Origin of the sequence: Glutamicibacter sp., assembly GCF_032154645.1 — a bacterium.
Classification (GTDB): domain Bacteria; phylum Actinomycetota; class Actinomycetes; order Actinomycetales; family Micrococcaceae; genus Glutamicibacter.
In genome coordinates this window covers 82,615-106,588 of sequence record NZ_JALDXV010000012.1, presented here as the reverse complement: position 1 = coordinate 106,588, position 23,974 = coordinate 82,615, and the positions used below count along the sequence as shown (strand labels likewise).

The window sequence follows — 23,974 nt, the reverse complement described above, 5'->3', positions numbered from 1 at the left end:
GGGGTGAAGGATGTCCCGTGACATGGGTGAAGGATGTCTTGAGACCAGACACCCTTACCTCCACAAATTGAAATTAATCCCGAAACTCGCTCGAGTTTCGGGATTTTTCGTCTGCAGGCTCATGACGGTTTGGTCCGGATGAGTGCTCGTCTCATTTTCGAATTATGAGGGTCGGGGCTTTTCGCTCATTCCCAAGACTCACAACTCCTGGCTCGATGAGCAGTCGCTTTCAGTGAGACTGCGAATGGTATTCCGCCCGATTTTGATCTCGCTGATCTATTTCGCACAGCTTCGCTGCATCAGGGAGCGACGCCTCACTGGTGCAGCGCGCTTCGTCCGAATAGGAACACGTGAAAGCGGATCTACGATTCATGGTCCAGTCCAATGCTGTATTTTCAACTTCCGAAATGCTCACAGGAAACTTTGCGAAGAAGTGCAGGGTGTTGTTGGACATTACGAAAAGATGAAGCGGATCGCCGGAATTGTACGCTGTGATTTTTGTGTATCGAATATCTGCAAATAGACTACATGCGAATATTTAGAGAAATCCTCGATGATATTCGTTCAAAGACGCCCAATCTATCCTTTGATCATGCGCTTGCATGATTTTCTCCGTGGCCATTTGAAAGGTCCAATCTTGATTTTCAATAACAATTCGAACTCCTCGGAATCCAAGTTTTCCGAACTTACCTCTCAAGCCGTTGGGCGCCGGCGTTTCTTGGCGGGAGCAACTGGGATCTTCGCGTTGGCCACGCTCACCGCGTGCGGAGCCGAAGTTGCGCCGGCCGCAGTTCCGGCCGAGCCAACTGCCGATAAGACTGTTCCTGGCACTCCCGAGGAAGCACTCAACGCCTTGAAAGAGGGAAATGCCCGATTCGTAGCTGGCCAGATGACCCATCCTCATCAAAATGCAGAAACTCGAGAGGAAGTGGCCGGGCATCAGGCTCCGTGGGCTCTGGTTCATGGTTGCGTGGATTCACGAGTCTCTCCTGAGATTGTGTTTGATCAAGGTATCGGCGACCTGTTCGTGACCCGTACCGCCGGTAACGTACTGGACGATACGTTGGTCGGCAGCATGGAGTTCGCCGTGAGCGCCCCGTATTCAGTTCCGGTTCTCGTGATTCTCGGACACACCGCCTGTGGAGCTGTCACAGGGACAGTCAAAGCGCTCAAGGATGATCCGAAGAATCCCTCGCTGCCAGGTGAAATGAATGATTTCGCCCAAGAAATTGCACCGGTAGCACGAAAAGTGGCGGAGCACGGCACCGAAACTGAGCATATTGATGCCGTAGTCCGCGCAAATACGGTGGCCGTGGCCCAAGGGCTACTCAAGCGTTCGGCAATTGTCCGAAAGGCAGTCGAGGAGGGAAAGACCAAGGTCGTCGCAGCCGTATACAATCTTGAAACTGGAACCGTCGACTGGGAAGTGGCAGCTTAAACCTTAGCCAAGAGCTTGCGGCGGACTGTCCCAAAGCAGAAGGCCGCCGCAAGTTCATCGCTGATCCAACTAGACGGCAAACGAATGTCTGCGGCGAATTAATCGTTGGCAGACCTCCTACGCACCATTTCGTTAATCCAAATTGGAGCGAATGGAGAGGTACACCCTGGGGGAGTAGGGTAGTCCGCCAGCACTTGCAGCTTATCTCCGATCGCCAGGGCCTTGCCCCTGTACTCCTCGTGCTCGATACCAATCTGGGCAAGCGTATTATTCATGGCCCATTGAAGCCGTTCCGGTGCAGACTTCATCTCGGCTTCAATCTCATCCAATAGAGCAGAAAGATCCAAAACGTCTGGAGCCTTCACAACCTGATGTGCGGTCAGTTCCCACCCTGCGCTTGCGACGATCGGGTCCGAATCTGCTATTAGGATCTGTCGAAGTTCTTCGAGATGTTTGCTCTTCTTTACGACGTAGCTAATGAACCAACCCTGGACCTTCGGGGTGCGCGCTTCGCGCAACCATCGTTCCAGCTCGTTCAGACTAAATCCTTGGGGCTTGCAAATTAGGATGGCGACCAGTCTGGTGGCAGTATCTTTAGTGCCCCATAGCTCTTCGGCCAACTCTTGGTTGCTTTTCAGAGCCTTGGCCAACGCCCGCAGTTTCGAGAGATTGACCCCGAAATCATCACCGTGTTTTTCGTTAACCGCCCGCATCTTGGGGTCTTCAAGTTCTGCCAATGCGGCCTGAACGTCTGCGACCGAACTCTCTGGGGTTAATACGGTGCTCATGCGGGGCTCCCTTGATCAGATAGTCTAATTGGATTTCTGCGTCACCGGCTGACGCAGGATCGTTCGAAGATTCTCGGGCTGAACACGCCGAGGATCGGATAGATAGATCTCGTGATGCTTGCTGGAGAGCTGCAAGCCCTGTTCGTCAATGTACTGGTGCATCTGTGCAAGTACCGACGCCTCGTCATCGTATGAGCCATGATGCAGCACCTGGACGCATAGGCCTTCATCCAGTGAATCTAGGCGAAGCAATTGGGGTTCGGAGAACTTTCCTGAACGATTCGCTAATTCGACAGCCTGCGCAACATCGACTTCCGTGATCCATTCAGGTACGGCAAGGAGCATGGTCCACAACCACTTCGACTTATCCCGGGAGCGCGTAAATGAGTCCATGTCTTCAGCCCACCACAATCCCTCAAGGGGCGGAACCACGTAGTCCCGTCCGGATTCCTTACTAGCGAATTTAATCTTGTAGGCCACAGGGTACAGCGTTTGAAGGGCTCGCTCATATATGGGATCGGTGTTGGGATCGCCGTGGCCATCAATCATTAGATACTTAGCCGCCGGCATGTCCACTATTTCAAACTTCGTGGATGCACGATACGGTGGGGTCTTTTTAAAGTCGAATTTCGGCATCAGAACCACTTGCGCCATTTGAAGATTCCGTAGAGGGCGGTCGCAAAGGCAACCATGACGAACAACGCCAGCGGATAGCCGTAGGCCCAGTGAAGCTCGGGCATATCGTCGAAATTCATCCCGTAGACCGCCGCGATCAGCGTTGGAGCAAACAGGATTGCGGCCCAACCAGAGATCTTCTTCATGTCTTCGTTCTGTCGTTGAGCAACGAGGGTCGCATTGACGTTCAAGATCTGTGAGAGTGCTTCCCTGTATTCCATGGTTTGCGTGTGGGCACGCGTCAGGTGGTCATTGACGTCTTGCAAATATGCTTGAAGTTCTTCTGGAACGTTGTATTTGCTGAACCCCGCGGTGAGAGCCTGCACCACTTCGGTCAATGAAACTGTGGTCTGCTGCATGTCGATCACCTCTTGGCTCAGGCGATAGATGCGTTCGGTAACTGAGGTGTCGCCGCTGAATACCTGACGTTCAATCTGTTCCTTGTCTATGCCCAGTCCCTGGAGCACGGGAACGTAGCCGTCGACGATCTCGTCGAGCAGCCTGTACAACACAGCTTCCGAGCCAAAACGCAGCAGCTTTGGATCGCTGAGCAGCTGTTGACCGCTGGCAACTTCATCGGTGAGGATCGCCCTAGCCCATTCATCACCCGGTGTGCCGTCGATCCACCGGTTGTCCTGGCAGAGGATGGCGATGGCGCCATGACGGAACAGGATGTGGAATTCGGAAAGCTGAACTTCTTCTAGGTCATCAATGTAGAGAGCCGACCTGATCACCAGGAGTTTCACGTCGCCGTAGCGCTCAAATTTGGGCCTCTGACCAGCATGCAACAGGTCTTCAACCAATACCGGGTGCAGGTCCCATGCCTCTGCCAGCTCTTGAATATCAGAGAAATCGGGAGCGGGAAACAGCCCCAGAGAGATGCGGTCCTGCGACGCGTGAGAAAATTCCAGCGCTGAGGCCGCCGTGGTGCCGTCCGGGGCTGGACGAACGACACCGTCTTCGACAAAGCGGAAGACGGGATCTACGTGCCCTTTGCTTCGCTGAGGAGCGCGTGCACCGCGTCGAACATCTCTCACCATGGGCACAATCCTCGCTCTCGGCTTACTGGGAGAATCCGTCGAACACCGGTGACGGTCCCAGTATGAACATACACGAGGCCGGGTTCAGCAACGTCGAACCCGGCCGTGAAATTGTGGAGCTAAGGAGAATCGAACTCCTGACCTCATCATTGCGAACGATGCGCTCTACCAACTGAGCTATAGCCCCATTGAATGCCACGTTACACCGCTTGCGGAGATGTTCAACCTGACGCTCCGTCAGAAGGCGGATACCTGAAAACGTGGTACCGGTTAAACACTGCGGCGCCGGTCCATTTGGAACCGGCGCCGCAGGATCGAGGTGAGCCTAGGAAACTTCCTGGAACTCGACGACCTCGGGAACGTTGCGCAGGGCAATCTTGGAGATGATCCAGATGAGCGCCGTCAGGCCAGAGGTCAGCAGCAGCTGCGTACGTGCCGCTTCGTCGGTCATGGACACCGCGATGACACCGGCCAAGACCGCCAAGACACCGTAGGTCAGGTAGGGGAAGCCCCACAGCTTGACCGGAAGGTACTCGCCGTTCTTCTCTGCCCGGGTGCGCAGGATCAATTCCGTGACGGCAATGAAGGTCCAGATCACGATGATGGTCGAGCCGACCACATTTAGCAGGATCGGCATGACCTGTTCTGGCCAGATCCAGTTCAAGCCAACGGCGAGGAAGGAGAACGCTACCGAGCTGAGCACGGCCTTGGCAGGTACGCCCTTGCCGGTGACATGGGTGACCCCCACAGGAGCGAGCTTGCGCTTGCCCAATGAGAACAGCATGCGCGAAGAACCGTAGATGTTTGCGTTCATTGCCGAGAGTAGGGCGATGACCACCACGGCGTTCATGACGATGGCAACACCAGGCACCTTTAGGACGCTCAGGGCCGCAGCGAACGGACCGACGACGATCTCCGGATCGTTCCAAGGAACGATGGAAACGATCACCAGGATGGAGCCCAGGTAGAAGACCAGGATTCGGGCCATGACCGAACGGACAACGCGCTTGATGTTGCCGGCCGGATCGTTGGATTCGGCCGCGGCGATGGCGACGACCTCGGTGCCGCCGAAGGAGAAGATCACGATCAGCACCGCAGCTGCAATGCCCGACATGCCGCCCGGTGCAAAGCCTCCGTGGGCTGCCAGGTTGCCAAGTCCAACAGGGGCCTCGGTAGGGACGATGTGGCTCAGGACCAGCGCTCCGAAGGCGAGGAAGATGATGATCGCGGCAACCTTGATGACCGCAAACCAGTATTCGAAGCGACCGTAATTGCGTACACCGAGCAGGTTGGCGCCGGACAGGGCGATGACGAAGAGCAGGACCCATCCCCACTGCGGCACCCCGGGGAACCATTGGGCTACGATCGCCGCGGCACCGGTGGCTTCGGCGGCGACCACGACCACCAGCTGGATCCAGTAAAGCCAGCCTAGGGTGCTGCCGGCGCTGCGGCCCATGGCCTTGTGAGCGAAGGTGCTGAATGCGCCGGAGGAAGGGTTGGCTGCGACCATTTCTGCCAGCATGGCCATGATCACGATGATCACCGTACCTGCCAGCAGGTAGGAGATCAGGACGGCAGGGCCGGCGATGGAGATCGCCTGGCCGGAACCGACGAACAGGCCAGCGCCGATGGCGCCGCCCAGACCCATCATGGAAATCTGCCGCTGGGTCAGGCCCGCGTGCAGCTGGGTATCCGTTGATTCACTCATGCTTGGACCTTTTCATTCACGGAGGCCAGCGCCGCAATAACGCGGTCCACATCCAGCGCGGAGCCGGAGGAAATACGCAGTCCATCGCCCGGGAAGGCGCGGACAACTACGCCTCCGTCGGCCAGTCGAGACTCAATCTCGGTCGTGTCATCACCCGCACCAATCCATACGAAATTCGCCTGGGACTTCACTACCGGGTAGCCGGCCGCCTCAAGTGCCTCGTACATGCGTTCGCGCTGGGCGACTACCTCATCGATGCGTACAGCCAGTTCGTCGGCGGCGTGCAGCGAGGCGACCGCTGCGCGCTGCGCGAGGTCTGAGACTCCGAAGGGGATGGCCACCTTACGCAGGTTGTTGGCGACCTCCAGCGGGCTGATGGCATAGCCGATGCGCAGTCCTGCTAAACCGTAGGCCTTGGAGAAGGTATGCAGCACGGCGACGTTTGGGTTCTTCTTGAACAGGTCAATGCCGTCGGCACGGACAGCCGATCGGTCGAAGTGTACATAGGCCTCGTCGATGACGATCAGAATGTCTCGTGGAACCGCTGCGATGAAATCTTCCAGCACCTTCGCCTCAACCACGGTTCCGGTGGGGTTGTTTGGGTTGCAGATGAAGATCAGGCGGGTCTTGTCGGTGATCGCCGCCAACATGGCAGGAAGGTCGTGCTTTGATTCCGCGTCTAGTGGAATCTCGACGGGGGTTGCACCGGCAATGCGCACCAGCGAAGGATAGGCTTCGAATGAGCGCCACGCGTACATGACTTCGTCGCCTTCCGCAGCCACGGCGTGGATGAGCTGTGCTGCCACTTCAACGGAACCTGCGCCCAGGGTGATGTGTTCAGGATCCACCGAGTGCAGCTGGGCCAGTTCGGCCGTCAGCTGCGGCGCCGCAATGCTTGGGTAGCGGTGGATTGTGCCAAGGCCTTCGCTGATGGCGTCGATAACCGAAGGCAGTGGGCTGTGCGGAGACTCGTTCGATGAGAGTTTCGAGGCTCCAGCCGCCGCAGGCTTTCCCTGCTTGTAAGCGGGAACTGACTGCAAAGATGGGCGCTGGTGAAGGGTCATGGGTTCCTCTCTGAAGACCATGGGCGCAATAGGGGTGCGGAGTAATCCCGCTCATATGCTCGCGTGGCGCGATTCACAGACTACGACTCTAGATCGCGCCATTCCATGGTTTCAATCGATGCCGGCTTGACTGTGCAAACTGTATAGAAAAATTCGGCTAATACACCATTTTACTGGTCATTCTGTATAGCGCTTGCGCCTTCTTTCGCGCAGGCTGCAACCAGTGGCAGGGTTCGACCCTGAAAGTGCTCATGAAGTGCGAACGCCGAGGAGGTTCTTGCAACACCCGGCACTGTGTTAATGCGGTTGAAAATATCCTGAAGGTCTTCAGGGGTTCGCGCGACGACGCGAAGCTGCAGATCCGAACTTCCCGTGACCGTGTACATGTCGATGATTTCAGGAATCGCAGCTTCGAGCGCGTTGGCCACCGGGTCGTGGCCGTATTTCTGGACAATCTCCACGGCGCAGAAGGCAACGAGCGTATACCCGAATCCCGCGGGCTGAATGCGTGGGACGATTCCCTGAATGACACCTGCATCATGCAGGCGCGCAAGCCTGCTGGTCACGGTTCCGCGGGCCACGCCGAGGCGGCGTGCGCATTCCATCACCGGCAACATGGGGAAATCTGTGAGTAGATCGATCAGGTCTGCGTCCAGTTGGTCGATGCGCATGGACTTGCTCCTTAGCCTCAACGGTTGTTGATGCGGGCAACACGCCTTTGTGCGCCCTGTCTCCAAGGCTAGCGCGGGTTGATCCCATGGATGCGCCGAGGTGTGCCTAAACGTGGGATAGCTCACGGCGAGGTGTGGAGGGAACGAGGTGGATAACGTGTTTCAACGAGTCACTGAAAGTTTGGCAAACGCTATTCCTAGCGTCGGTTCTTGCCGGTAGCCTTGTGCACGAAGAGCCACGGACTACGTGAACCGAGAGGACGAGCCATGCAGCAGCTCACCGTAAATCTTTGGATGAATGGAACGGCTGAGGAGGCGGGGCAGTTCTATGCCGCGGCGCTTCCCCAGACAACGACAGAAGTTGAATCGCGTTATCCCACCGAAGGCCTATTGGATTTTCAACAGCCGCTGGCCGGGCAGGCGCTGACGGTTTCAATCTGGGTTGGCGGTACCAAACTGACGCTCATCAATGCCGGGCCGGAGTTCAGCCCGAATCCGTCAATTTCACTGATCTTGAATTTTGATCCTTCAAGCTTGGAGGACGCAGAAGCACAGCTCGACGCGACGTGGGCGGCATTGCTGGACGGAGGTACCGTGCTGATGCCTTTGGGTGAATACCCGTTCAGCCCAAAGTACGGATGGGTTGCGGATCGCTATGGGGTGAGTTGGCAGTTGATGCTCACCAATCCGGATGGCGAACCGGCGCCACTGCTCATTCCAAACCTGATGTTCGCCGGAGCTGCACAGAATAAAGCCGCCGAAGCGGTGGAATTCTATACCTCTGTCTTGGGCGGCAACGTCAAGGCCATGTTCAAGTATGAGGAAGCCAACGATGTCGTCACCACCGATTCGGTGATGTTCACCGACTTCACGCTCGGCCCGGACATTGTTTCGGCAATGGATTCGGGAGTAGCACAGGACCTGGCATTCACCCCAGGCGTTTCACTGCAGTGGGACTGCGAAGGTCAAGAGGAAATCGATCGGATCTGGGACGCGATGTCGGCGGTGCCTGAAGCTGAACAGTGCGGCTGGCTGGCGGACAAGTTCGGCGTCAGTTGGCAGATTGTTCCAGCCAATATGGGCGAACTCATGTCGCGGCCCAACGCCTTCGAACACATGCTGTCGATGAAAAAGCTGGTCATCGACGAATTCTAGGGGTACGCGCGTTGCAGGCATGAGCTGTCGGTGGCACTGCGTAGGGTTTGATGTTGTTGCTGATTAGCCACAAGTACCACGATGCCGAGGGAGCTGCATGCCTGCACCAAAAATTCGAAACTTCGTCCTGCCGCCGTTGGCCGAAGGATTTATAGGAGACCTCGCGGGTGCCGGCTATATTGACGCATTGAGCTTCAGCGGAATAAATGATGACTTTGCCGCTGACGCCGCGCGCTTCGAAGAGTGCTCATTTAATTCGTTGAATGCACCCACCCTGTCGTTGCGTAATGCTCGACTGATCCAGTGCGAGCTAACCCAAGTAAGCGCGCCGGTGTTTCAAGGAGCCGGGGTACACCTGAATGATGTCCGCATGAGTCACAGTCGCTTTGGCTCGGCCGATGCCGCCGATTCCACGTGGGATTCCGTGGTTGTCGAGAACTGTAAATTCGGTTGGTTGAACCTTCGCGGGGCAAAGTTGCGTGACGTCGAGTTCCGCAACTGCCAATTTGACGAGTTGGATTTGGGCGAATCGCTCAGGGTGAGATTTACCGATTGCCGTACCGCCGTGCTGGCTGCCAACCAAGCAAAAATGAATTCAGTTTTTCTTCAGGGACTCGATTTCGCCACGGTAGACGGGATTACCGGTCTTCGCGGCGCAAGCATCAGCAGTCTCCAACTATCCGGGTTGGCCGAACAGCTGGCATCCCATGCGGGTCTCAAGATAACGTACTGATCGGTTCAAAGCGTCCAGCCAGCTGCTGTGCCGTAGAGCGAATCATTTCCTGCATCGCGGCAACGGCTGTCGTCAGGGTTACGTCACGGCGATGTTCCAGGCCAATGGTGCGTTGAAGCTGCGGATCCACCAGCTGCACTGAACGCAGCCCCGTGCTTTGGGTGAGCACCGTTGCCGGGACCACTGCTACACCGAGCCCCGCCTGGACGAAGCGTAAAACCGCATCCATTTCGCCGCCGTCAATGACAATATTCGGATCCAGTCCCAGGCCGTCGTAGGCACTCATCGTTGCAGCCCTCAGGTCATAGCTGCGGGAGAAAGCTATTTGCGGCACCTTGGCCAGGGCTCGCAAGTCGACGGTGTCTTGTTTACTCAGTGCACCATCGGGTGCATCGGCTACTACCAGACGCTCGGCAAGCAGTGGAACGTGCTGCAATGTCGTCTCATTGACCGCGTGCTCGCTGGTCACAATTAGTGCAAGATCCAATTGTCCGCCGGAGAGTTGTTCGAGCAGAACCCTGGACCCGGCTTCAGAGATTTGCAGCTCGATGCCCGGATATTTTGCATGAAATGACGATAGAACCTCGGCAACTAGTGATACGCAGAGCGTTGGGGGAGCGCCAAGCCTGACCCGTCCGCGCCGCAAGCCGGCTAGTTCAGCCATCTCCACCCTGATGGATTCTTCATCAGCCAGCATCCTGGTCGCTAGCGGCAACAGTGCGCGCCCTGCCGGGGTCAAGGTGATATTGCCGCGGGCCCGTTGGAAAAGCACCGACCCCAAATCATGTTCAAGGGTGGCGATCTGTCGGCTGAGCGAGGGCTGGGCCAGATGCAGTTCTTCGGCTGCACGTGTGAAGTGGCCCATACGCGCAATCGTTGTGAAGCCTCTTAATTGCTCTAAATTCATAGTGCATAGCATACCGCTATTGAAATGATGCTCATTATTCATTGGACGTATGGAAGTTGTGGCGTGAAGCTGGGAAACATGAGAAAACAACAGCAGATTTCAACGTCCGTGCTCGTCATCGGAACCGGTGGATCCGGCCTGCGTGCAGCCATTGAGCTGGCAGAACTAGGCGTCGATGTACTTGCGGTCGGCAAGCGTCCGCGCAACGATGCCCACACCGCGCTGGCGGCTGGCGGCATCAACGCCGCCCTAGGCACCATGGATGAAGAAGACTCTTGGCAGCAGCACGCTGCGGATACCTTGAAGGAAAGCTACCTGCTCGCCGACCCACGCACGGTGCAGGTCGTTGCCCAGGGTGCGCAACAAGGCATTGAAGATCTTGAACGCTACGGAATGAACTTTGCCCGTGAAGAGGACGGCAGGATCTCCCAGCGCTTCTTTGGAGCTCACAAGTTCCGCCGCACTGCTTTCGCGGGAGACTATACGGGGCTTGAAATCCAGCGAACCTTGGTTCGCCGCGCAGAACAACTCAACGTTTCCATCCTCGACACCATGTACGTGACCCGTTTGCTCGTGGAGGACGGGAAGATCTTCGGCGCCTACGGGTTCGATGTCAATGATGGAACCGGCTACCTCATCTATGCCGATGCTGTCATTCTGGCAGCCGGCGGCCACACCAGGATCTGGCGCCGCACGTCGTCGCGGCGTGACGAGAACACCGGCGATTCGTGGCGCCTGGCGGTTGAGGCAGGAGCAAGACTGCGCGATCCCGAATTGGTTCAGTTCCATCCATCGGGCATTATCGAACCGGAGAATGTCGCCGGAACTTTGATTTCCGAGGCGGCCCGCGGCGAAGGCGGAATCCTCACCAACGCCCTGGGCGAAAGGTTTATGGAACGCTACGACCCGCAGCGCATGGAACTCTCAACTCGCGATCGTGTCGCATTGGCCGCCTACACGGAAATCAGGGAGGGAAGGGGCACCGAGAACGGCGCTGTCTGGTTGGATGTCTCCCATCTGTCGCGCAATGTGATCATGGAACGCCTCCCTCGCGTCTACCAAACGGTGATGGAACTGCAGATGCGCGACATTACCGAACAGAAAATGGAAATTGCGCCCACGGCCCACTACTCCATGGGTGGTGTCTGGGTGGACCCACTGACCCATGCAACCGAAGTTCCCGGGCTCTATGCCATCGGCGAGGCATCCTCCGGCTTGCACGGAGCGAACCGCCTCGGCGGCAATTCACTGATCGAGCTCTTGGTCTTCGGCCGCATCGTGGGTCAAGAAGCTGCCAACTACTCGCGTGGACTCGCCAGCCAGCCGCGTTCTTCCTCCGCGGTTGCGCAGGCTCAGGCGGAGGTTGATGAACTGCTGGCGTCCCAAGGGCATGAAAATGTTCGCGCCCTGCAACGCAGCATCCGAGATTTGATGACAGAGCATGCAGGTGTATTGCGTGACGAGGAGGGTCTGTTGGCCGGCCTTGCCAAGCTGGGTGTTATTGAGCAGCGCATGAGCAACGTGGGCATCCACCCGGATATTGCTGGTTTCCAGGACCTTGCCCACGCTTTTGATCTCAGGTCATCTGTGCTCGCCGCGAGGGCAACATTAGAAGCCGCCCTGGAACGCCGCGAAACCCGCGGCTGCCACAACCGCAGCGACTATCCGCAGGCGGACCCTGCACTTCAGGTCAACCTCGTGTGGTCGCCAAAGGATGGTGTGGTGCGTGAAGAAATTCCACAGATACCAGAGCAGATCGAACAACTGATGACAGAGGTATCCCAGGAGGGCAAGCTCGTCGAATAAAAGTTCCTGTCAACTTTCGAAATATAGGTTCGGACCCGGTCGAAGCCGGGTCCGAACTTTTGTGCTTCAAGGCTAGTTACACCAAAACAGGTGATTAACTACAACTAAAAATCGTTCTGTCTAGCGAGAAAATGAAATAGCTGAAAAGGGTTATCCTCACGGCGACATTATGCCAATTCCCCACTTGACTGATGAACTAAAAATAGGGGGTTGACATCCTCGATGAGTTCTGGACCAATGCGGGCAAAGTCACCTGTGACGTCTGCTATTCTTGCCTTAGCCACAGGCTTCCCGGCATTTTCTGGCCGGTTGTAAGGATCGATGTGGACACCCAAAAGCACAGTTGAATAAGGGGACAATCGATGTATTTAACTCCGCGTGAGCATGAAAAACTCATGATCGTAGTGGCCGCCGACCTCGCCCGCCGCCGCCAAGAACGTGGACTAAAGCTGAACTTTCCTGAATCGGTCGCGATCATCACCTACGAAATCATCGAAGGTGCCCGCGACGGCCGTACAGTAGCCGAATTGATGAGCTACGGAACGACCATCCTCAAGCGCGAAGACGTTATGGACGGCATCCCCGAAATGGTCGACCAGGTCCAGGTAGAGGCTACCTTCCGCGACGGCACCAAGCTCGTGACCATTCACAATCCGATCCGCTAACACTTCTGAATCCAGCAACGAGGAGACCCGATGATTCCCGGTGAATACATCCTTCGTGATGAGCCGATTCTGTGCAATGAAAAACAGCAGACTCGTATTCTAAACCTCATCAACCGCGGCGACCGTCCCATCCAGGTCGGTTCGCACTACCACTTCGCTGAAGTCAACCACGACCTCGAGTTCGACCGAGTCGCCGCACGCGGCTTCCGCCTGGACATTCCGGCCGGCACGGCCGTGCGCTTTGAGCCCGGGGACGCCCGCACGGTGCACCTCGTTGAATACGCCGGAGCCCGCGAAGTCCACGGCTTCCAGAACCTCATCAATGGCCCATTGGGCAAGCCGATCCCGGTGGTTGAAACCGACGCCATCGGCGGCACCGCAGGCATCGATCTGGAGCGCGAAGCAGACCTGGTTGAGGACTACGACATCGACCTGCCGAATGAGGCCGAAGGCGATTCCATCGGCTTCAGCACTAGCTTCGGCGTCGACCCTGTGGATGAAACTCATCCGCCGCAGCCCCATGAAGCACGTTTGGCCGCCGAAGCTGAGAAAGCAGCTCACGGCGAAGCCAGCGACGGCCAGAAAGATGAGCAGGAGCACTAAACATGGGTTTTGAACTCACTCGCAAACAATATGCCGAGCTCTACGGTCCCACCACCGGGGATGCCATCCGCTTGGCAGATACCGACCTGCTGCTGGAAATCGAAAAAGACTACACCCTCTACGGCGAGGAAGTAGTTTTCGGCGGCGGCAAGGTCACCCGTGACGGCATGGGCCAGAACGGCCGTCTCACCCGAGACCAAGACGTCCCGGACACCGTGATCACCAACGTGGTAGTCCTTGACCACAGCGGCATCTACAAGGCAGATGTGGCCCTGCGCGACGGACATATCTTCCGTATCGGCAAGGCCGGAAACCCGGACATCTCCGACGGGGTGAACATCGTCATCGGCGCCGCCACCGATATCATCGCCGGCGAGCACAAGATCCTTACCGCCGGGGCCATCGACACCCACATCCACTTCGTCTCCCCGGACCAGGTTCCCACGGCGCTGGCCAACGGAACCACCACGTTGATCGGCGGCGGTTCGGGACCTTCCGAATCATCCAAGGCAACCAGCCTCACCCCGGGCCCGTGGCACATCAGCCGCATGCTGCAGGCCGTTGAGGGGTTGCCAATCAACATCGGCTTCTTGGGCAAGGGCCACGCCAGCGAGCGCGGCCCGCTGGCTGAACAGATCCGTGCCGGCGCCATCGGCCTGAAGATCCACGAAGACTGGGGATCCACCCACTCGTGCATCGACAACTCACTGAAGGTCGCCGACGAGTTCGACGTCCAGGTGGCAATCCACTCCGACACGCTGAACGAGTGCGGCTTCGTGGAAGACACCATCGAGGCTATCGCCGGCCGCGTCATCCACACCTTCCACACCGAAGGCGCCGGCGGCGGCCACGCACCGGATATCATCCGCATGGCGGCGCTGCCGAATGTGATGCCTGCGTCTACCAACCCCACCCTGCCGTACACCATCAACACCGTCGAGGAACACCTCGACATGCTCATGGTGGCCCACCACCTGAACGCCGACATCCCGGAAGACGTCGCCTTCGCCGACTCGCGCATCCGCGCCGAGACCATCGCCGCCGAAGACGTGCTGCATGATTTGGGCGTCTTCTCCATCACCTCCTCCGACTCGCAGGCCATGGGACGAGTGGGCGAGGTAGTGCTGCGCACCTGGCAGGTGGCCGACGCGATGAAGCGCCAGCGCGGCAAGCTGGACGAGGATGCCAACGCGGTGGGGGACAACGCGCGACTCAAGCGCTACGTCTCGAAGTACACCATCAACCCCGCCATCGCCCACGGCATCGCCGATTCGATCGGCAGTGTTGAGGAAGGCAAATTCGCCGACCTGGTCCTGTGGGATCCTGCATTCTTCGGCGTCAAGCCGGAAATGGTGATCAAGGGCGGCGTGATTGTGCAGTCGCTGATGGGCGATTCCAACGGATCGATCCCCACCCCGCAGCCGCAGACCCTGCGCTACAACTTCGGCGCCCTGGGCACCGCGGTGCATGCATCCTCAATCACCTTCCTGTCCCAGGCCGCCATCGACGAGGGCGTGCCCGAGCGTCTGCGCCTGCGCAAGGTCATCCGCGCCTGCCACGGCATCCGCAGCCTGACCAAGGCGGACCTCAAGCACAACGGAGCCACCCCGGAGATCCAGGTGGATCCACAGACCTATCAGGTCATCGTCGACGGCGAGGTCGCCACCTGCGAGCCATCGGAAGAACTTCCCATGGCACAACGCTATTTCCTGTTCTAAACCCGTCATTGAGAAGGACAACAATGATCATCGAAGAGCTCGTGGGAAACCTCCACGATCTGCCAGAAGATGCCTATGCTGGTCGACACCACGAAAAGGTAGTGCTTCCCAGCGCTGCCCTGGTCAAGCGCATTCAGCGGCTGACCAGCGACCACGACCGTGAGCTGGGCCTGCGGCTGGCACCCGGGCCGGACCTGCGCGACGGGGACATCCTGTACCTTTCGGACACCGAAATGATCACCATTGCGGTGCTCCCCACCGACGTCCTGGTCATCGCACCGGGCAGCATCTACGAAATGGGAACCGTGGCGCACGCGCTGGGCAACCGGCACCTGCAGGCGCAGTTCTTCGACGTGGACTCCGAATACCAGGCCCAGGTCATGGTGGTGCAGTACGACCACACCGTAGAAGATTTCCTGATCCACCACAACACGCCGTACAACCGTCAAGAACGCGTGATGCCGGTGCCTTTCCGCCATGCCGAACACACCCACTAGTTCAGCGCACCTGCTCACGCTGCTGCAGCTGGCGGATTCAGCCCTGCCCACCGGTGCCTTCAGCCATTCATTCGGCTTGGAAAGCTACCTGGAGACGGGGCAGGTGCACGATGAAGACAGCTTCCTGCAATGGCTCAAGCACTTCCTTGACCAGTCGCTGGTGTACACCGACGGACTGGTGGTGCGCCTTGCCTACGAGGCAGAGCAGCTGCAGGACGTTTTCTACCTGGACCAGCTGGCCATTGCGGCGGCGCTGCCCCGTGAAATGCGCGAGGCGGCGACAAAGATCGGCACGCGCATGCTGTCGGTGGCGAACATGGTCTTCCCCAGCACGCAGTTGCAGCACTACAGCCAAGCTATTGAACAGGGGCGCTGCTTTGGGCACCCGGGCATTGGATTTGCACTGGCCGCCAAGGCAGCCCAGGCGCCGCTGCCCGACGTGCTCAGCAGCTACCTGTTCTCCACGCTGACCAGCCTGACGCAGAACGCGATCCGCGCCATCCCGCTGGGACAGAATGCCGGACAGCGCGTCCTCGCGGCAATGCATGCACCGGTCGCCGGAGCGGTGCAAACCATCTACACCCTGAACATTCGTGATGTCGGCGCCGCCGCACCGGGACTGGAAATCGCGCAGATGCGCCATGAACACCAGCGCGCCCGCATGTTCATGTCCTAGTCCACGCCCGGCGCAATCATCTATCTAGAGTTATTACGGAGAAAAACATGGAACCAATTCGCATCGGCATCGGCGGTCCAGTGGGCGCCGGCAAGACCCAGCTGGTTGAGCGGATCACCCGCGCCCTGGACGGCGAAATCTCAATGGCCGCCATCACCAACGACATCTACACGATCGAAGATGCAAAAATTCTGGCAGCCAACGGCGTGCTTCCGCTGGATCGCATCGTCGGCATCGAGACCGGCGGCTGCCCGCACACCGCGATTCGTGAAGATACCTCGATGAACTCCGCTGCCATCGAAGAGCTGAAGGCAAAGCACCCGGACCTGCAGATCATCTTCGTGGAATCCGGGGGAGACAACCTCTCGGCGACCTTCTCCCCGGAACTTGTCGACTTCTCCATCTACATCATCGATGTGGCCCAGGGCGAGAAGATCCCGCGCAAGGCCGGACAGGGCATGATCAAGTCGGACCTGTTCATCATCAACAAGACCGACCTGGCCCCCTACGTCGGCGCTAACCTGTCGATCATGGAATCGGACTCCAAGGAATTCCGCGGAGACAAGCCATTCTGCTTCACCAACCTCAAGACCGACGAAGGCCTGGAGAAGGTCATCGATTGGCTCAAGCACGACGTGCTGATGACGGACTTGGGCTAGTGGCCGCACAATCCACCCCCGTCGAATTGGCTGAAAGCTCCTTCACCACAGAACTGGTGGGGGAGCTTCGGCTCGCCATCGGGCAGCGGGCAGGCAAAGACATCGCGGTCTCGCAATACAGCCGCGGCGCCCTGCGGGTCTTCCGCCCGCACTACCTCGATGCCACACCGCAGGTCTGCTACACCATCATCAATCCCGGCGGCGCCTACCTCGGGGCCGACAAGTACGGCATCGACATCACGGTTCATGCTGGCAGCAGCCTGCTGCTGACCACCCAGTCTGCAACGAAGATCTACAAGACCCCGCAGGGCCCGGCTCAGCAGCACATGCTCATCACGCTGGAAGACGACGCGGTGCTGGAGTACATCCCGGATCAGCTCATCGCCTACCGGGAGGCAACCTACCTGCAGGACACCGTGGTCAAGATGGGTTCCAGTTCATCGTTCATCATGTGCGAGGTGCTGACTCCGGGATGGAGCCCGGACGGCAGCCAATTCAGCTATGACTTGCTGCGGATGCGCACCGAGGTGCAGGTCGACGGGGAGCTTGCGGCGCTGGACAACCTCTGGATCCAACCCGCAGACCAGGCGATCGACTCCTCGCTGTACTTCAACGAGGCCACCCATGTGGGTATGCTCCTAGCCGTCGACCGGCAGATCGATGCGGCGATGGCGGCAGAACTGCGGGAGCTGAGCTACCGGATCGCGGCGGAACAAGCCGACAACGTACAGGTAGGGATCTCGCTGACCGCAATGCACGGGGTGGCAGTACGGACCCTGAGCACCTCTACCGAATCGGCGAACGCCGTGCTGATGTCCGTGGTGAACTTCCTGCGTGCCCGTTTGCGCGGCCAGGAGCCGATGAACCTTCGCAAGAACTAGAAATCATGCCGGTCGGCACTTCCAGCCGACCGGCATGACTCATTCCTGCAGCAGGTTGCGGGGGCGGAACTCAACCGGAAACGAGCTCATCGAGGTCCAGTACCCTCGTGCAGAATTCCAAGAGGGTAGAAACGTCGTGGGAGGCGATGAGGACAGCGGCGCCCCGCAGCGCCCGCTGTGAGAGCGTCTGGAAGATCACGCGGGTCGTGTCCTGATCCAACTGGGCCGTCGGCTCATCGGCGACGATGACGCAGGGATCGGTGATCAGCGTCCTTGCCATAAGGGCTCGCTGCAGCTGGCCATCGGAGACTTCCATCGGCTTGCGGTCTAATAAAACCGCATCGAGTTTGGCTTCCGCACTGACCCGTTGCAGGTCGCTGGCGTAGCGTTTGGGCCGAGGCCGCCAACGACCCTGGGCGAAGGCCAACGGCGCGCAGATGGTTGCACCCAGCGTTAGCCGTGGATCGGCGAAGGCGCGCGGACTTTGCGGCAGGTAGCCCACAGCATGCGCGGCGCCATCCGGTGTAGCAACCCGCACCCCACCGCTGGAGGGGGCGAGCAGTCCTGCGGCAATCGACAGCAGGGTGGATTTGCCGGCGCCGGAAGGAGCGACAAGTCCAACAATTTCCCCGGCCGCCACCTTGAGGTTGGCATGCTCCACCACGAATGCGCCGGCTCCGCCGTAGCGGTGGCTGATATCGCACAGTTCCAGACTCATGCACCCACCTCCGATGCCATCTTCTCCATGAGGTGCCCGCCTTCAATGCGGACCACGCGCGCACCGAATGCCCCGGCCAGCTGAGGGTCGTGCGTCGTCATGACGATGCTGCTGCCCTGGTGGGCCAGGCGCGAAAGAACGCCGATCACCACGTCGCGCGTCGCCCGGTCCAGGGCGCTGGTCGGTTCGTCCAACAGCACGGTTTCGGCCCTGGAAATCAGCGCCAGCGACAGCAGCACGCGCTGCGCCTGACCGCCGGAAAGCTCATGCGGGTAGCTCTTGAGCAGCTGCGGCTGCAGGTCTACCTGCTGCATGATCTGAACCAGCGCCTCATGCCGGTGCGGCTGGTGGTTTCGGCGAAGTTCACTGCGCAGCATGCTGCCTACGGTGCGCACCGGGTTCAGCGCCGTCGCGGCGGAACTGGGGATGAATACCAGGCTGGAACCGCGCAGCTTCGCGATCTGGAGCTGCGTGACGGAGTGTCCATTGACCCGAAGTTCTCCGCCGCTGTGCAGGTCATGGGGAAGCAGGCCCGCCAGGGATTTGAGCAGCAGGCTCTTGCCAGCCCCCGATTTGCCCATAATCATGGTGATCGTTCCCGGCAGCGCGCCGAAGGATACCTTGGAGAGAAGGTGCACCCGGCCCCCAGCAGCATCCTGTGCCCACACGGTCAGGTCGCGAGCCTCAAGTGCTGGCGTGACGCCGCCTTCCGGCGTTGCGGCGATCGCCGCCGTGTCGACCTGCCGTCCTTCTCCCTGCCCCTCTCGTTGTCCCTGCCGCGGTGTCGACCGGGTGCTTCGCCGCGCCATTGTTGGCGCAGTGCGCGGCTGTGCGTGCGCGAACACGGCAACCGACCAGCTGACCAAGACCAGCAGCAGCGCCGGGAAGAACAACAGCCACCAGGCTCCGAGCAGGATCCCTGCTCGGGCGTCCTCGAGGATCAGACCCAGGGATGCTGACTGCGGCGGCAGCCCGACGCCCAGGAATGACAGCGCCGACTCATGCCAGATGGCGTGCGGCAGCATCAACACCAGCGCGATGCCTGCCTGCGGGATAGCCGCGGGCACCAGGTGGGTGCACCAGATGGCGGCGGCCGGTGCGCCGGAGGCCCTGGCAAGGCTCACGTAACCGCGTTCACGCTCCTGCACCAGGCGTGCGCGGATGATGCGCGCCACCTGGGTCCAGTGGGTCAGCGCGATGGACAGCACGATGGCCCAGGCCATACCCGGCCACAGCGCAAGCACCACAACACCAAGCAGGAGGTGCGGGATGGCGTTCAGCGCGTCGACCGAGCGCATGATGATGCGGTCGATGATTCCGCCGAAGGCTGCGGCGAGCATGCCGCCGATGACACCGAGTACCGTGGAGAAGAACGTCGCGCACAGGGCCAGCAGCAGCGAGAGGCGCAACGCCTGCGCCGCCCGCACGAACACGTCGCGGCCCAGTTGATCGGTGCCGAACCAGTGCTGGGCCGAGGGCGGCTGATACACCGCATTCAGGTCCACCCGGTGCACCGCCTGGGGATCCAGCGCTGGGACGATCAGTGCATAGGCAAGGATCAACGACAGGATGACGATCGGCACTAGGCGCCGGTGACTTCGTAGTTTAGACATCGCTCACCCTAGGATCGATCAGCAGGTAGCAGGCATCGGCCAGCGCGTTGCCCAGAAAGACCGCAAGGCAGGAGGCCACGGTGACGGCAGCGAGCAGCGGAAAATCACCAGCCTTGGCGGCGTCAACCGTCGCCGAGGCGATGCCTGGCCACGAAAACACCGTTTCAATCAGCAGTGCGCCGGTGACCAGTTCTCCAAGACGCGAACCAACCACGGTGGTGAAGGGCAGCAGCGCCAGGGGCAGCACCTCGTGGACCATGATCTGCCACTCGCCGGCCCCGCGTCCGCGGGCCGCCAGCACCGAGTCGGAGTCCAGGGCCTGGAAGATCGAGGCGCGCAGGTTCAGCACCAGCCAAGGGAGCAGCGTGAGGGCAAGAACGCCGGCGGGCAGCACCAGATGCCAGGCGATGGATCCGGCGGTGGGGCTCTGCCCGGGAGCCGCAATGCCGGAGGTCGGCATGCCCAGACGCAGGGCGAACACCGCCACCGCGATCAATGCCAGCACAAAGGGCGGCAGCGACTGCGCCAGCTGGGCGAGCACCGTGGTCGCCCGATCGGCCAGGCCGCCCGGACGCGTACCGGAAGCCACGGCAAGTCCCGCCGAGAGCAGGATCGCGAGCAGAAGCCCGCAGCCTGCCAGCAGCAGGGTATACGGAAGGCGTTCGGCCAGCACCTGGGCCACCGGGCGGGCGTAGAGGATCGAGGTACCCGCCTCGCCCTGCACCAGCGACGTGAACCACTGCCACCAGGTGGTGAACCATCCCTGGTCCAGGCCGAGCTGCGCGGCCAGCTGCGCGCGCTCGGCCAGGCTCATCTGCTGGTAGCGCGAGCCCGCATAGGCGGCCAATGGATTGAAGGGGGCGATGGACGCGAGCCAGAACACCACGGCGGTGATGCCGAAGGTCACCGGGACCCCCAGCGCCATGCGCCGCCATAGGAGTTTCCCGGCGCCGCCCCAGCGCAGCCGGCGCGGCGCGACCGCGGCCCGACTTAGGCTCATGAGGCCCTGCTCCAGTCGCCGATCTTGACCCAGGGTCCCCAGGCAGTGCCGTGGTCGTGCGGCTCAAGGAGCATGCCGCCGGTGTCCCAGCGCTCGTGCACGCTGCTTGACTGCACATAGGTGTGGTCGATGAACGCGATCAGCAGCATCGAGGGATCGTTCACATAGAGGTCCTGGACCTTCCGGTAGGCCCGGTTGCGGGCCTCCTCATCGGTGCTCACCCGCCCCGCATGCAGCGCCCGGTCCATGGCCGCGTTGGCATAGTGGCTGGGATTGTCCCAATAGGAGCCGGCCGCGGGGTAGGAGGAATGCAGCATCTTGTACAGCTGGGTGTCCACGTCGTAGGGCGTGTCGCCGCCGCCGAGCATGATGGCATCGGTGTCCACGCGCGGTTCAGCCTGGTCGAAGGTCGCCGCCTGAACGGTGGTTTTCACGCCGAGCTGCTCAAGCTGAGCGGAGAGCGCCACCGACAGGTCCCGCCTGATCGTGTCCCCTGGGTTGTACATGATGGAGAATGCCGCCGGCACCCCGTCCCTGCTGCGCTGCCCGTCGGCACCAGCCTTCCAGCCGGCATCATCCAACAGCTTCTTGGCCCGATCCACGTCGTAGTCGAAGACTGCCGAGGGCTGGTAGGCATCCTGGTACTGGGGCGGGAGAAATGTATAGGCGGGGCGCCCGGCGCCGGCCAGCACCGCGTCGATCATCGCCTGGCGGTCGATGCCCACGTTCAGTGCCAGGCGCACCTGCGGATCCTTGGTGAACTGGTTGTCCGCCGGCAGGGAGATGCCGCGCCAGTCCGCGGAGGTGGCGCGCAGCACCTCGAAGCCCGGCTTGCCGCTGAAGCTGTCGGCCAGCTTGGGCGGCAGCACGGTGCCGGTGTAGCCGCCGCCCGCCAGCGACTGGGCGCGGGCATTGTCATCGGCCGACTGCTCGTAGACCACCCGGCCCACCTCCGGTGCCCCGCCCGCGTAATGCTCATTGGTGCTCAGCACCAGCTGGGTGGGCTCGAATTTCTGCACCAGGTAGGGGCCGGTGCCCACCGGGTGCTGGTTCAACGCCGATTCGCTCACCGGCTGTCCCGGCACAATCAGTTCTGAGGGGGCGATGCCGATCAACAGCAGCGTTTTAAAGGAGGACTGCGGTTCCTTCAGCTCGAATTCGACCCTGTGCGCATCGAGCTGCGCCACAGATTTCAGATTCTCCAGGGCCCCGGCGATGGGGGAGGCCGACGTCGGATCCATGATCGCCCGATAGCTGGCGGCCACGTCCGCCGCGTCAAAGGCGCTGCCGTCGCTGAAGGTGATGTCGCGGCGCAGGTCAACGATCCAGCGCAGCCCGTCCTTGGAGATCTGCGGCTCGCCCGTGGCCAGCAGCGGCACAATCTGCGGGAGTGTATCGGACCCGCCGGTCAGTGTGAACAGCGACTCATTGATCTTCCCCGTCCCGTTCATGTCGAAGCCCGCCAGCGGATTGAGCGTCTCGGGCAGGGCAGGGGTCAACAGCACCACATCGTCTTGCACTTGACTGCTCGCAGTTGCTTGGCACCCGGAGGTTGCAAGTACGATGGGAAGCACGACGAATGTTGCAGTGCGTCGTACTATTTTGTTCATTTATGGTCCTTCAACTGGGGTTTTTGGCTGTGAGAGGCGTCAACCCAAGATTACATGTGTCTGGCCAGACAGATGAAATTCACGCGGGACGATTGACTAGGCGAAGCACGCCCTGATACTGGAGGCCGACATGGCGGAGGCTGAGCGCCAAGAGATTGCTGCCAACGCAGTATCTGCGGTGCAGAAAAAGATTCCCGAATGGATCGACGTCTTTTCGCTGTGCGCCGATGAAACGCGGATGAAGATCCTCGTCGCGGTGCACGCTGCCCCGCAGTCGTCGGTGAGCCAGCTGGCCCAAGCCACTGGCCTGTCCGCCAACACGGTGTCCCAGGCGCTGGCGACCCTTCATAAGGCTGGCGTGGTGCAGGTGGAGCAGGACGGGCGGTTCCGCCGCTGGCGTTTAGAGCATCCCGAGGTGCACCGCCTGCTGCATCAGGTCGATGCCCCGCACTCTGCGCTCCACCCGCACCACCACTAGGGGGCAACGTTTTTAGCGTGCGCGGAGCAGTTGAATAATCTGTCTCAGATATCGCAATATCGGGTAAATGAACTGCGCTTATGAGCGTCTTTTGTCGACAGTGAATCTGCTTGAATCGAATCTCTGTCTCGAGAACTGAAGGTCACCCGTTCGAATCCGGTAGGGGGCTCCAGCAGATCCTCGGAAGCAAGTTTTCAACGTATGCATCCGGGGATTTTTTGCCGTTAACGTTTGGAGTAAAGCGTCCGCATACGTATCCATTTTGGAGCAGTGTCCATTTACATGCGAGTTAAAGCTGTAAATGAGAAATTTGGAATGTCCGAGAGTATGGTGTGCTTCCGTTTTGCTATCTCACCTCGGCAGTCTGACTGATGCGTTGGAACAGTATCGCCGCCGATCATAATGTGATCACTCCTGATATAGAGGAAAAATATTCTGGGCAGTAAGAACCAGCGTTTAGAGCTCACCCGGTACAACAAGGTCAAAGATCTAATCTCAGAATCAGCCGGAAGTTATGGTTGCACTTGGGTGAGTCCTCGTGATCCTCGATACTGGCAAACCACGGGTTATGTAGAGGCTCTTTAACCTGTTTTCCTAAGCAGCCACAACGTCCGTCTGCGTCCGTTCTGTTCACAGCTGATGCACGTGGGCTGGCGGCCTATAACCGAGTGCCGAATGCAGTCGCTGGGAGTTGTACCACCACCAGCCAACCCACCTGGAGGTCTCGGCCATGACCTCAACCTGTCCAGACCATTGCTTCCGGCCGATCAGCTCCGCCTTGTAGACCGAATTCAGCGCCTTAGCCATGGCATGATCGAACGAATCACCCTTTGAACCCGCCAAAAGCAACGACATTGGATTCAGCCAACGC

At 59.7% G+C, this 23,974-nt stretch carries 24 protein-coding genes and 1 tRNA gene; 12 read left to right on the top strand and 13 right to left on the bottom strand.

Annotated elements, in window-relative coordinates:
• Positions 1 to 553 precede the first annotated feature (553 nt).
• Positions 554 to 1,438, top strand: a complete 885-nt coding sequence (locus RUH64_RS11470; RefSeq protein ID WP_313813483.1) for a carbonic anhydrase — start codon at positions 554 to 556, stop codon at positions 1,436 to 1,438.
• Between the two features lie 98 nt (positions 1,439 to 1,536).
• Here the strand turns inward: RUH64_RS11470 and RUH64_RS11465 are convergent, their stop codons facing one another.
• The 7 genes from RUH64_RS11465 to RUH64_RS11435 form a co-directional block, all read right to left on the bottom strand.
• Positions 1,537 to 2,226 (bottom strand): DNA alkylation repair protein, encoded by a 690-nt coding sequence (locus tag RUH64_RS11465; RefSeq protein ID WP_313813482.1) that lies wholly within the window; start codon positions 2,224 to 2,226, stop codon positions 1,537 to 1,539.
• A gap of 24 nt (positions 2,227 to 2,250) precedes the next feature.
• Positions 2,251 to 2,880 (bottom strand): GyrI-like domain-containing protein, encoded by a 630-nt coding sequence (locus RUH64_RS11460; protein WP_313813481.1) that lies wholly within the window; start codon positions 2,878 to 2,880, stop codon positions 2,251 to 2,253.
• Complete coding sequence (locus RUH64_RS11455) at positions 2,862 to 3,941, bottom strand: magnesium and cobalt transport protein CorA (RefSeq protein ID WP_313813477.1); 1,080 nt, start codon at positions 3,939 to 3,941, stop codon at positions 2,862 to 2,864. Before RUH64_RS11455 ends, RUH64_RS11460 begins: the two co-directional genes overlap by 19 nt.
• 114 nt (positions 3,942 to 4,055) lie before the next feature.
• Positions 4,056 to 4,128 (bottom strand) — tRNA-Ala (locus tag RUH64_RS11450).
• Between the two features lie 138 nt (positions 4,129 to 4,266).
• Positions 4,267 to 5,649, bottom strand: a complete 1,383-nt coding sequence (locus tag RUH64_RS11445; protein ID WP_313813475.1) for an amino acid permease — start codon at positions 5,647 to 5,649, stop codon at positions 4,267 to 4,269.
• A complete protein-coding gene (gene hisC, locus RUH64_RS11440; protein WP_313813474.1) occupies positions 5,646 to 6,713 on the bottom strand; it encodes a histidinol-phosphate transaminase in 1,068 nt (355 codons plus the stop codon). Before hisC ends, RUH64_RS11445 begins: the two co-directional genes overlap by 4 nt.
• 170 nt (positions 6,714 to 6,883) lie before the next feature.
• Positions 6,884 to 7,384 (bottom strand): Lrp/AsnC family transcriptional regulator, encoded by a 501-nt coding sequence (locus RUH64_RS11435; protein ID WP_313813473.1) that lies wholly within the window; start codon positions 7,382 to 7,384, stop codon positions 6,884 to 6,886.
• 267 nt (positions 7,385 to 7,651) lie between these two features.
• On the opposite strand from RUH64_RS11435, the gene RUH64_RS11430 reads away from it, so the two are divergent.
• Both RUH64_RS11430 and RUH64_RS11425 read left to right on the top strand, forming a co-directional pair.
• Positions 7,652 to 8,539 (top strand): VOC family protein, encoded by an 888-nt coding sequence (locus tag RUH64_RS11430; RefSeq protein ID WP_313813471.1) that lies wholly within the window; start codon positions 7,652 to 7,654, stop codon positions 8,537 to 8,539.
• A gap of 97 nt (positions 8,540 to 8,636) precedes the next feature.
• Entirely contained in the window at positions 8,637 to 9,272 is a 636-nt protein-coding gene (locus RUH64_RS11425) for a pentapeptide repeat-containing protein (RefSeq protein WP_313813469.1), read from the top strand.
• Here the strand turns inward: RUH64_RS11425 and RUH64_RS11420 are convergent.
• Positions 9,256 to 10,179: a LysR family transcriptional regulator gene (locus RUH64_RS11420; RefSeq protein ID WP_313813467.1), complete on the bottom strand. Its 924-nt coding sequence runs from the start codon at positions 10,177 to 10,179 to the stop codon at positions 9,256 to 9,258. The genes RUH64_RS11425 and RUH64_RS11420 overlap by 17 nt on opposite strands.
• 78 nt (positions 10,180 to 10,257) lie before the next feature.
• On the opposite strand from RUH64_RS11420, the gene RUH64_RS11415 reads away from it, so the two are divergent.
• The 8 genes from RUH64_RS11415 (at position 10,258) to RUH64_RS11380 (ending at position 17,684) form a co-directional block, all read left to right on the top strand.
• On the top strand, positions 10,258 to 11,985 hold the full coding sequence (locus RUH64_RS11415) for an FAD-dependent oxidoreductase (protein ID WP_313813466.1): 1,728 nt from the start codon (positions 10,258 to 10,260) through the stop codon (positions 11,983 to 11,985).
• 362 nt (positions 11,986 to 12,347) lie between these two features.
• Positions 12,348 to 12,650 (top strand): urease subunit gamma, encoded by a 303-nt coding sequence (locus tag RUH64_RS11410; protein ID WP_313813464.1) that lies wholly within the window; start codon positions 12,348 to 12,350, stop codon positions 12,648 to 12,650.
• A 30-nt stretch (positions 12,651 to 12,680) separates the two neighbouring features.
• Entirely contained in the window at positions 12,681 to 13,253 is a 573-nt protein-coding gene (locus RUH64_RS11405; protein ID WP_313813463.1) for an urease subunit beta, read from the top strand.
• A 2-nt stretch (positions 13,254 to 13,255) separates the two neighbouring features.
• On the top strand, positions 13,256 to 14,971 hold the full coding sequence (gene ureC / locus RUH64_RS11400; RefSeq protein WP_313813462.1) for an urease subunit alpha: 1,716 nt from the start codon (positions 13,256 to 13,258) through the stop codon (positions 14,969 to 14,971).
• Positions 14,972 to 14,994: 23 nt separating this feature from the next.
• Complete coding sequence (gene ureE / locus RUH64_RS11395; protein WP_313813461.1) at positions 14,995 to 15,468, top strand: urease accessory protein UreE; 474 nt, start codon at positions 14,995 to 14,997, stop codon at positions 15,466 to 15,468.
• Positions 15,449 to 16,144 carry an urease accessory protein UreF gene (locus RUH64_RS11390; RefSeq protein ID WP_313813460.1) on the top strand — a complete coding sequence of 232 codons (696 nt, stop codon included), beginning with the start codon at positions 15,449 to 15,451 and terminating at the stop codon, positions 16,142 to 16,144. The genes ureE and RUH64_RS11390 overlap by 20 nt, the downstream gene beginning before the upstream one ends.
• Positions 16,145 to 16,191: 47 nt before the next feature.
• Entirely contained in the window at positions 16,192 to 16,803 is a 612-nt protein-coding gene (gene ureG / locus RUH64_RS11385) for an urease accessory protein UreG (protein WP_313813459.1), read from the top strand.
• Complete coding sequence (locus RUH64_RS11380; RefSeq protein ID WP_313813458.1) at positions 16,803 to 17,684, top strand: urease accessory protein UreD; 882 nt, start codon at positions 16,803 to 16,805, stop codon at positions 17,682 to 17,684. Before ureG ends, RUH64_RS11380 begins: the two co-directional genes overlap by 1 nt.
• A gap of 70 nt (positions 17,685 to 17,754) precedes the next feature.
• Here RUH64_RS11380 and RUH64_RS11375 read toward each other — a convergent pair whose 3' ends face one another.
• From RUH64_RS11375 to RUH64_RS11360, 4 genes are read right to left on the bottom strand one after another with little or no spacing between them, the layout of a single operon-like run.
• Entirely contained in the window at positions 17,755 to 18,402 is a 648-nt protein-coding gene (locus RUH64_RS11375; protein WP_313813457.1) for an ATP-binding cassette domain-containing protein, read from the bottom strand.
• Positions 18,399 to 20,015, bottom strand: a complete 1,617-nt coding sequence (locus tag RUH64_RS11370) for an ATP-binding cassette domain-containing protein (protein ID WP_313813456.1) — start codon at positions 20,013 to 20,015, stop codon at positions 18,399 to 18,401. The genes RUH64_RS11375 and RUH64_RS11370 overlap by 4 nt, the downstream gene beginning before the upstream one ends.
• Entirely contained in the window at positions 20,008 to 21,015 is a 1,008-nt protein-coding gene (locus tag RUH64_RS11365) for an ABC transporter permease (protein WP_313813454.1), read from the bottom strand. Before RUH64_RS11365 ends, RUH64_RS11370 begins: the two co-directional genes overlap by 8 nt.
• On the bottom strand, positions 21,012 to 22,625 hold the full coding sequence (locus RUH64_RS11360) for an ABC transporter substrate-binding protein (RefSeq protein WP_313813453.1): 1,614 nt from the start codon (positions 22,623 to 22,625) through the stop codon (positions 21,012 to 21,014). Before RUH64_RS11360 ends, RUH64_RS11365 begins: the two co-directional genes overlap by 4 nt.
• A gap of 130 nt (positions 22,626 to 22,755) precedes the next feature.
• On the opposite strand from RUH64_RS11360, the gene RUH64_RS11355 reads away from it, so the two are divergent.
• Complete coding sequence (locus RUH64_RS11355) at positions 22,756 to 23,103, top strand: metalloregulator ArsR/SmtB family transcription factor (protein ID WP_313813452.1); 348 nt, start codon at positions 22,756 to 22,758, stop codon at positions 23,101 to 23,103.
• A gap of 630 nt (positions 23,104 to 23,733) precedes the next feature.
• On the opposite strand, the gene RUH64_RS11350 is transcribed toward RUH64_RS11355, so the two are convergent.
• A complete protein-coding gene (locus RUH64_RS11350; RefSeq protein ID WP_313813450.1) occupies positions 23,734 to 23,958 on the bottom strand; it encodes an integrase core domain-containing protein in 225 nt (74 codons plus the stop codon).
• Positions 23,959 to 23,974 lie beyond the last annotated feature (16 nt).

What these genes read in the sequence shown, in the direction of transcription:
- RUH64_RS11445 (WP_313813475.1), bottom strand. Translation starts at nt 5,649, where the DNA reads ATGAGTGAATCAACGGATACCCAGCTGCACGCGGGCCTGACCCAGCGG.
- RUH64_RS11375 (WP_313813457.1), bottom strand. Translation starts at nt 18,402, where the DNA reads ATGAGTCTGGAACTGTGCGATATCAGCCACCGCTACGGCGGAGCCGGC.
- ureE (WP_313813461.1), top strand. Translation starts at nt 14,995, where the DNA reads ATGATCATCGAAGAGCTCGTGGGAAACCTCCACGATCTGCCAGAAGAT.
- RUH64_RS11360 (WP_313813453.1), bottom strand. Translation starts at nt 22,625, where the DNA reads ATGAACAAAATAGTACGACGCACTGCAACATTCGTCGTGCTTCCCATC.
- RUH64_RS11355 (WP_313813452.1), top strand. Translation starts at nt 22,756, where the DNA reads ATGGCGGAGGCTGAGCGCCAAGAGATTGCTGCCAACGCAGTATCTGCG.
- RUH64_RS11370 (WP_313813456.1), bottom strand. Translation starts at nt 20,015, where the DNA reads ATGTCTAAACTACGAAGTCACCGGCGCCTAGTGCCGATCGTCATCCTG.
- RUH64_RS11405 (WP_313813463.1), top strand. Translation starts at nt 12,681, where the DNA reads ATGATTCCCGGTGAATACATCCTTCGTGATGAGCCGATTCTGTGCAAT.
- RUH64_RS11460 (WP_313813481.1), bottom strand. Translation starts at nt 2,880, where the DNA reads ATGGCGCAAGTGGTTCTGATGCCGAAATTCGACTTTAAAAAGACCCCA.
- RUH64_RS11435 (WP_313813473.1), bottom strand. Translation starts at nt 7,384, where the DNA reads ATGCGCATCGACCAACTGGACGCAGACCTGATCGATCTACTCACAGAT.
- RUH64_RS11415 (WP_313813466.1), top strand. Translation starts at nt 10,258, where the DNA reads ATGAGAAAACAACAGCAGATTTCAACGTCCGTGCTCGTCATCGGAACC.
- RUH64_RS11465 (WP_313813482.1), bottom strand. Translation starts at nt 2,226, where the DNA reads ATGAGCACCGTATTAACCCCAGAGAGTTCGGTCGCAGACGTTCAGGCC.
- RUH64_RS11430 (WP_313813471.1), top strand. Translation starts at nt 7,652, where the DNA reads ATGCAGCAGCTCACCGTAAATCTTTGGATGAATGGAACGGCTGAGGAG.
- RUH64_RS11390 (WP_313813460.1), top strand. Translation starts at nt 15,449, where the DNA reads ATGCCGAACACACCCACTAGTTCAGCGCACCTGCTCACGCTGCTGCAG.
- RUH64_RS11455 (WP_313813477.1), bottom strand. Translation starts at nt 3,941, where the DNA reads ATGGTGAGAGATGTTCGACGCGGTGCACGCGCTCCTCAGCGAAGCAAA.
- RUH64_RS11420 (WP_313813467.1), bottom strand. Translation starts at nt 10,179, where the DNA reads ATGAATTTAGAGCAATTAAGAGGCTTCACAACGATTGCGCGTATGGGC.
- RUH64_RS11470 (WP_313813483.1), top strand. Translation starts at nt 554, where the DNA reads ATGATATTCGTTCAAAGACGCCCAATCTATCCTTTGATCATGCGCTTG.
- RUH64_RS11410 (WP_313813464.1), top strand. Translation starts at nt 12,348, where the DNA reads ATGTATTTAACTCCGCGTGAGCATGAAAAACTCATGATCGTAGTGGCC.
- RUH64_RS11425 (WP_313813469.1), top strand. Translation starts at nt 8,637, where the DNA reads ATGCCTGCACCAAAAATTCGAAACTTCGTCCTGCCGCCGTTGGCCGAA.
- ureG (WP_313813459.1), top strand. Translation starts at nt 16,192, where the DNA reads ATGGAACCAATTCGCATCGGCATCGGCGGTCCAGTGGGCGCCGGCAAG.
- hisC (WP_313813474.1), bottom strand. Translation starts at nt 6,713, where the DNA reads ATGACCCTTCACCAGCGCCCATCTTTGCAGTCAGTTCCCGCTTACAAG.
- RUH64_RS11365 (WP_313813454.1), bottom strand. Translation starts at nt 21,015, where the DNA reads ATGAGCCTAAGTCGGGCCGCGGTCGCGCCGCGCCGGCTGCGCTGGGGC.
- ureC (WP_313813462.1), top strand. Translation starts at nt 13,256, where the DNA reads ATGGGTTTTGAACTCACTCGCAAACAATATGCCGAGCTCTACGGTCCC.
- RUH64_RS11350 (WP_313813450.1), bottom strand. Translation starts at nt 23,958, where the DNA reads ATGTCGTTGCTTTTGGCGGGTTCAAAGGGTGATTCGTTCGATCATGCC.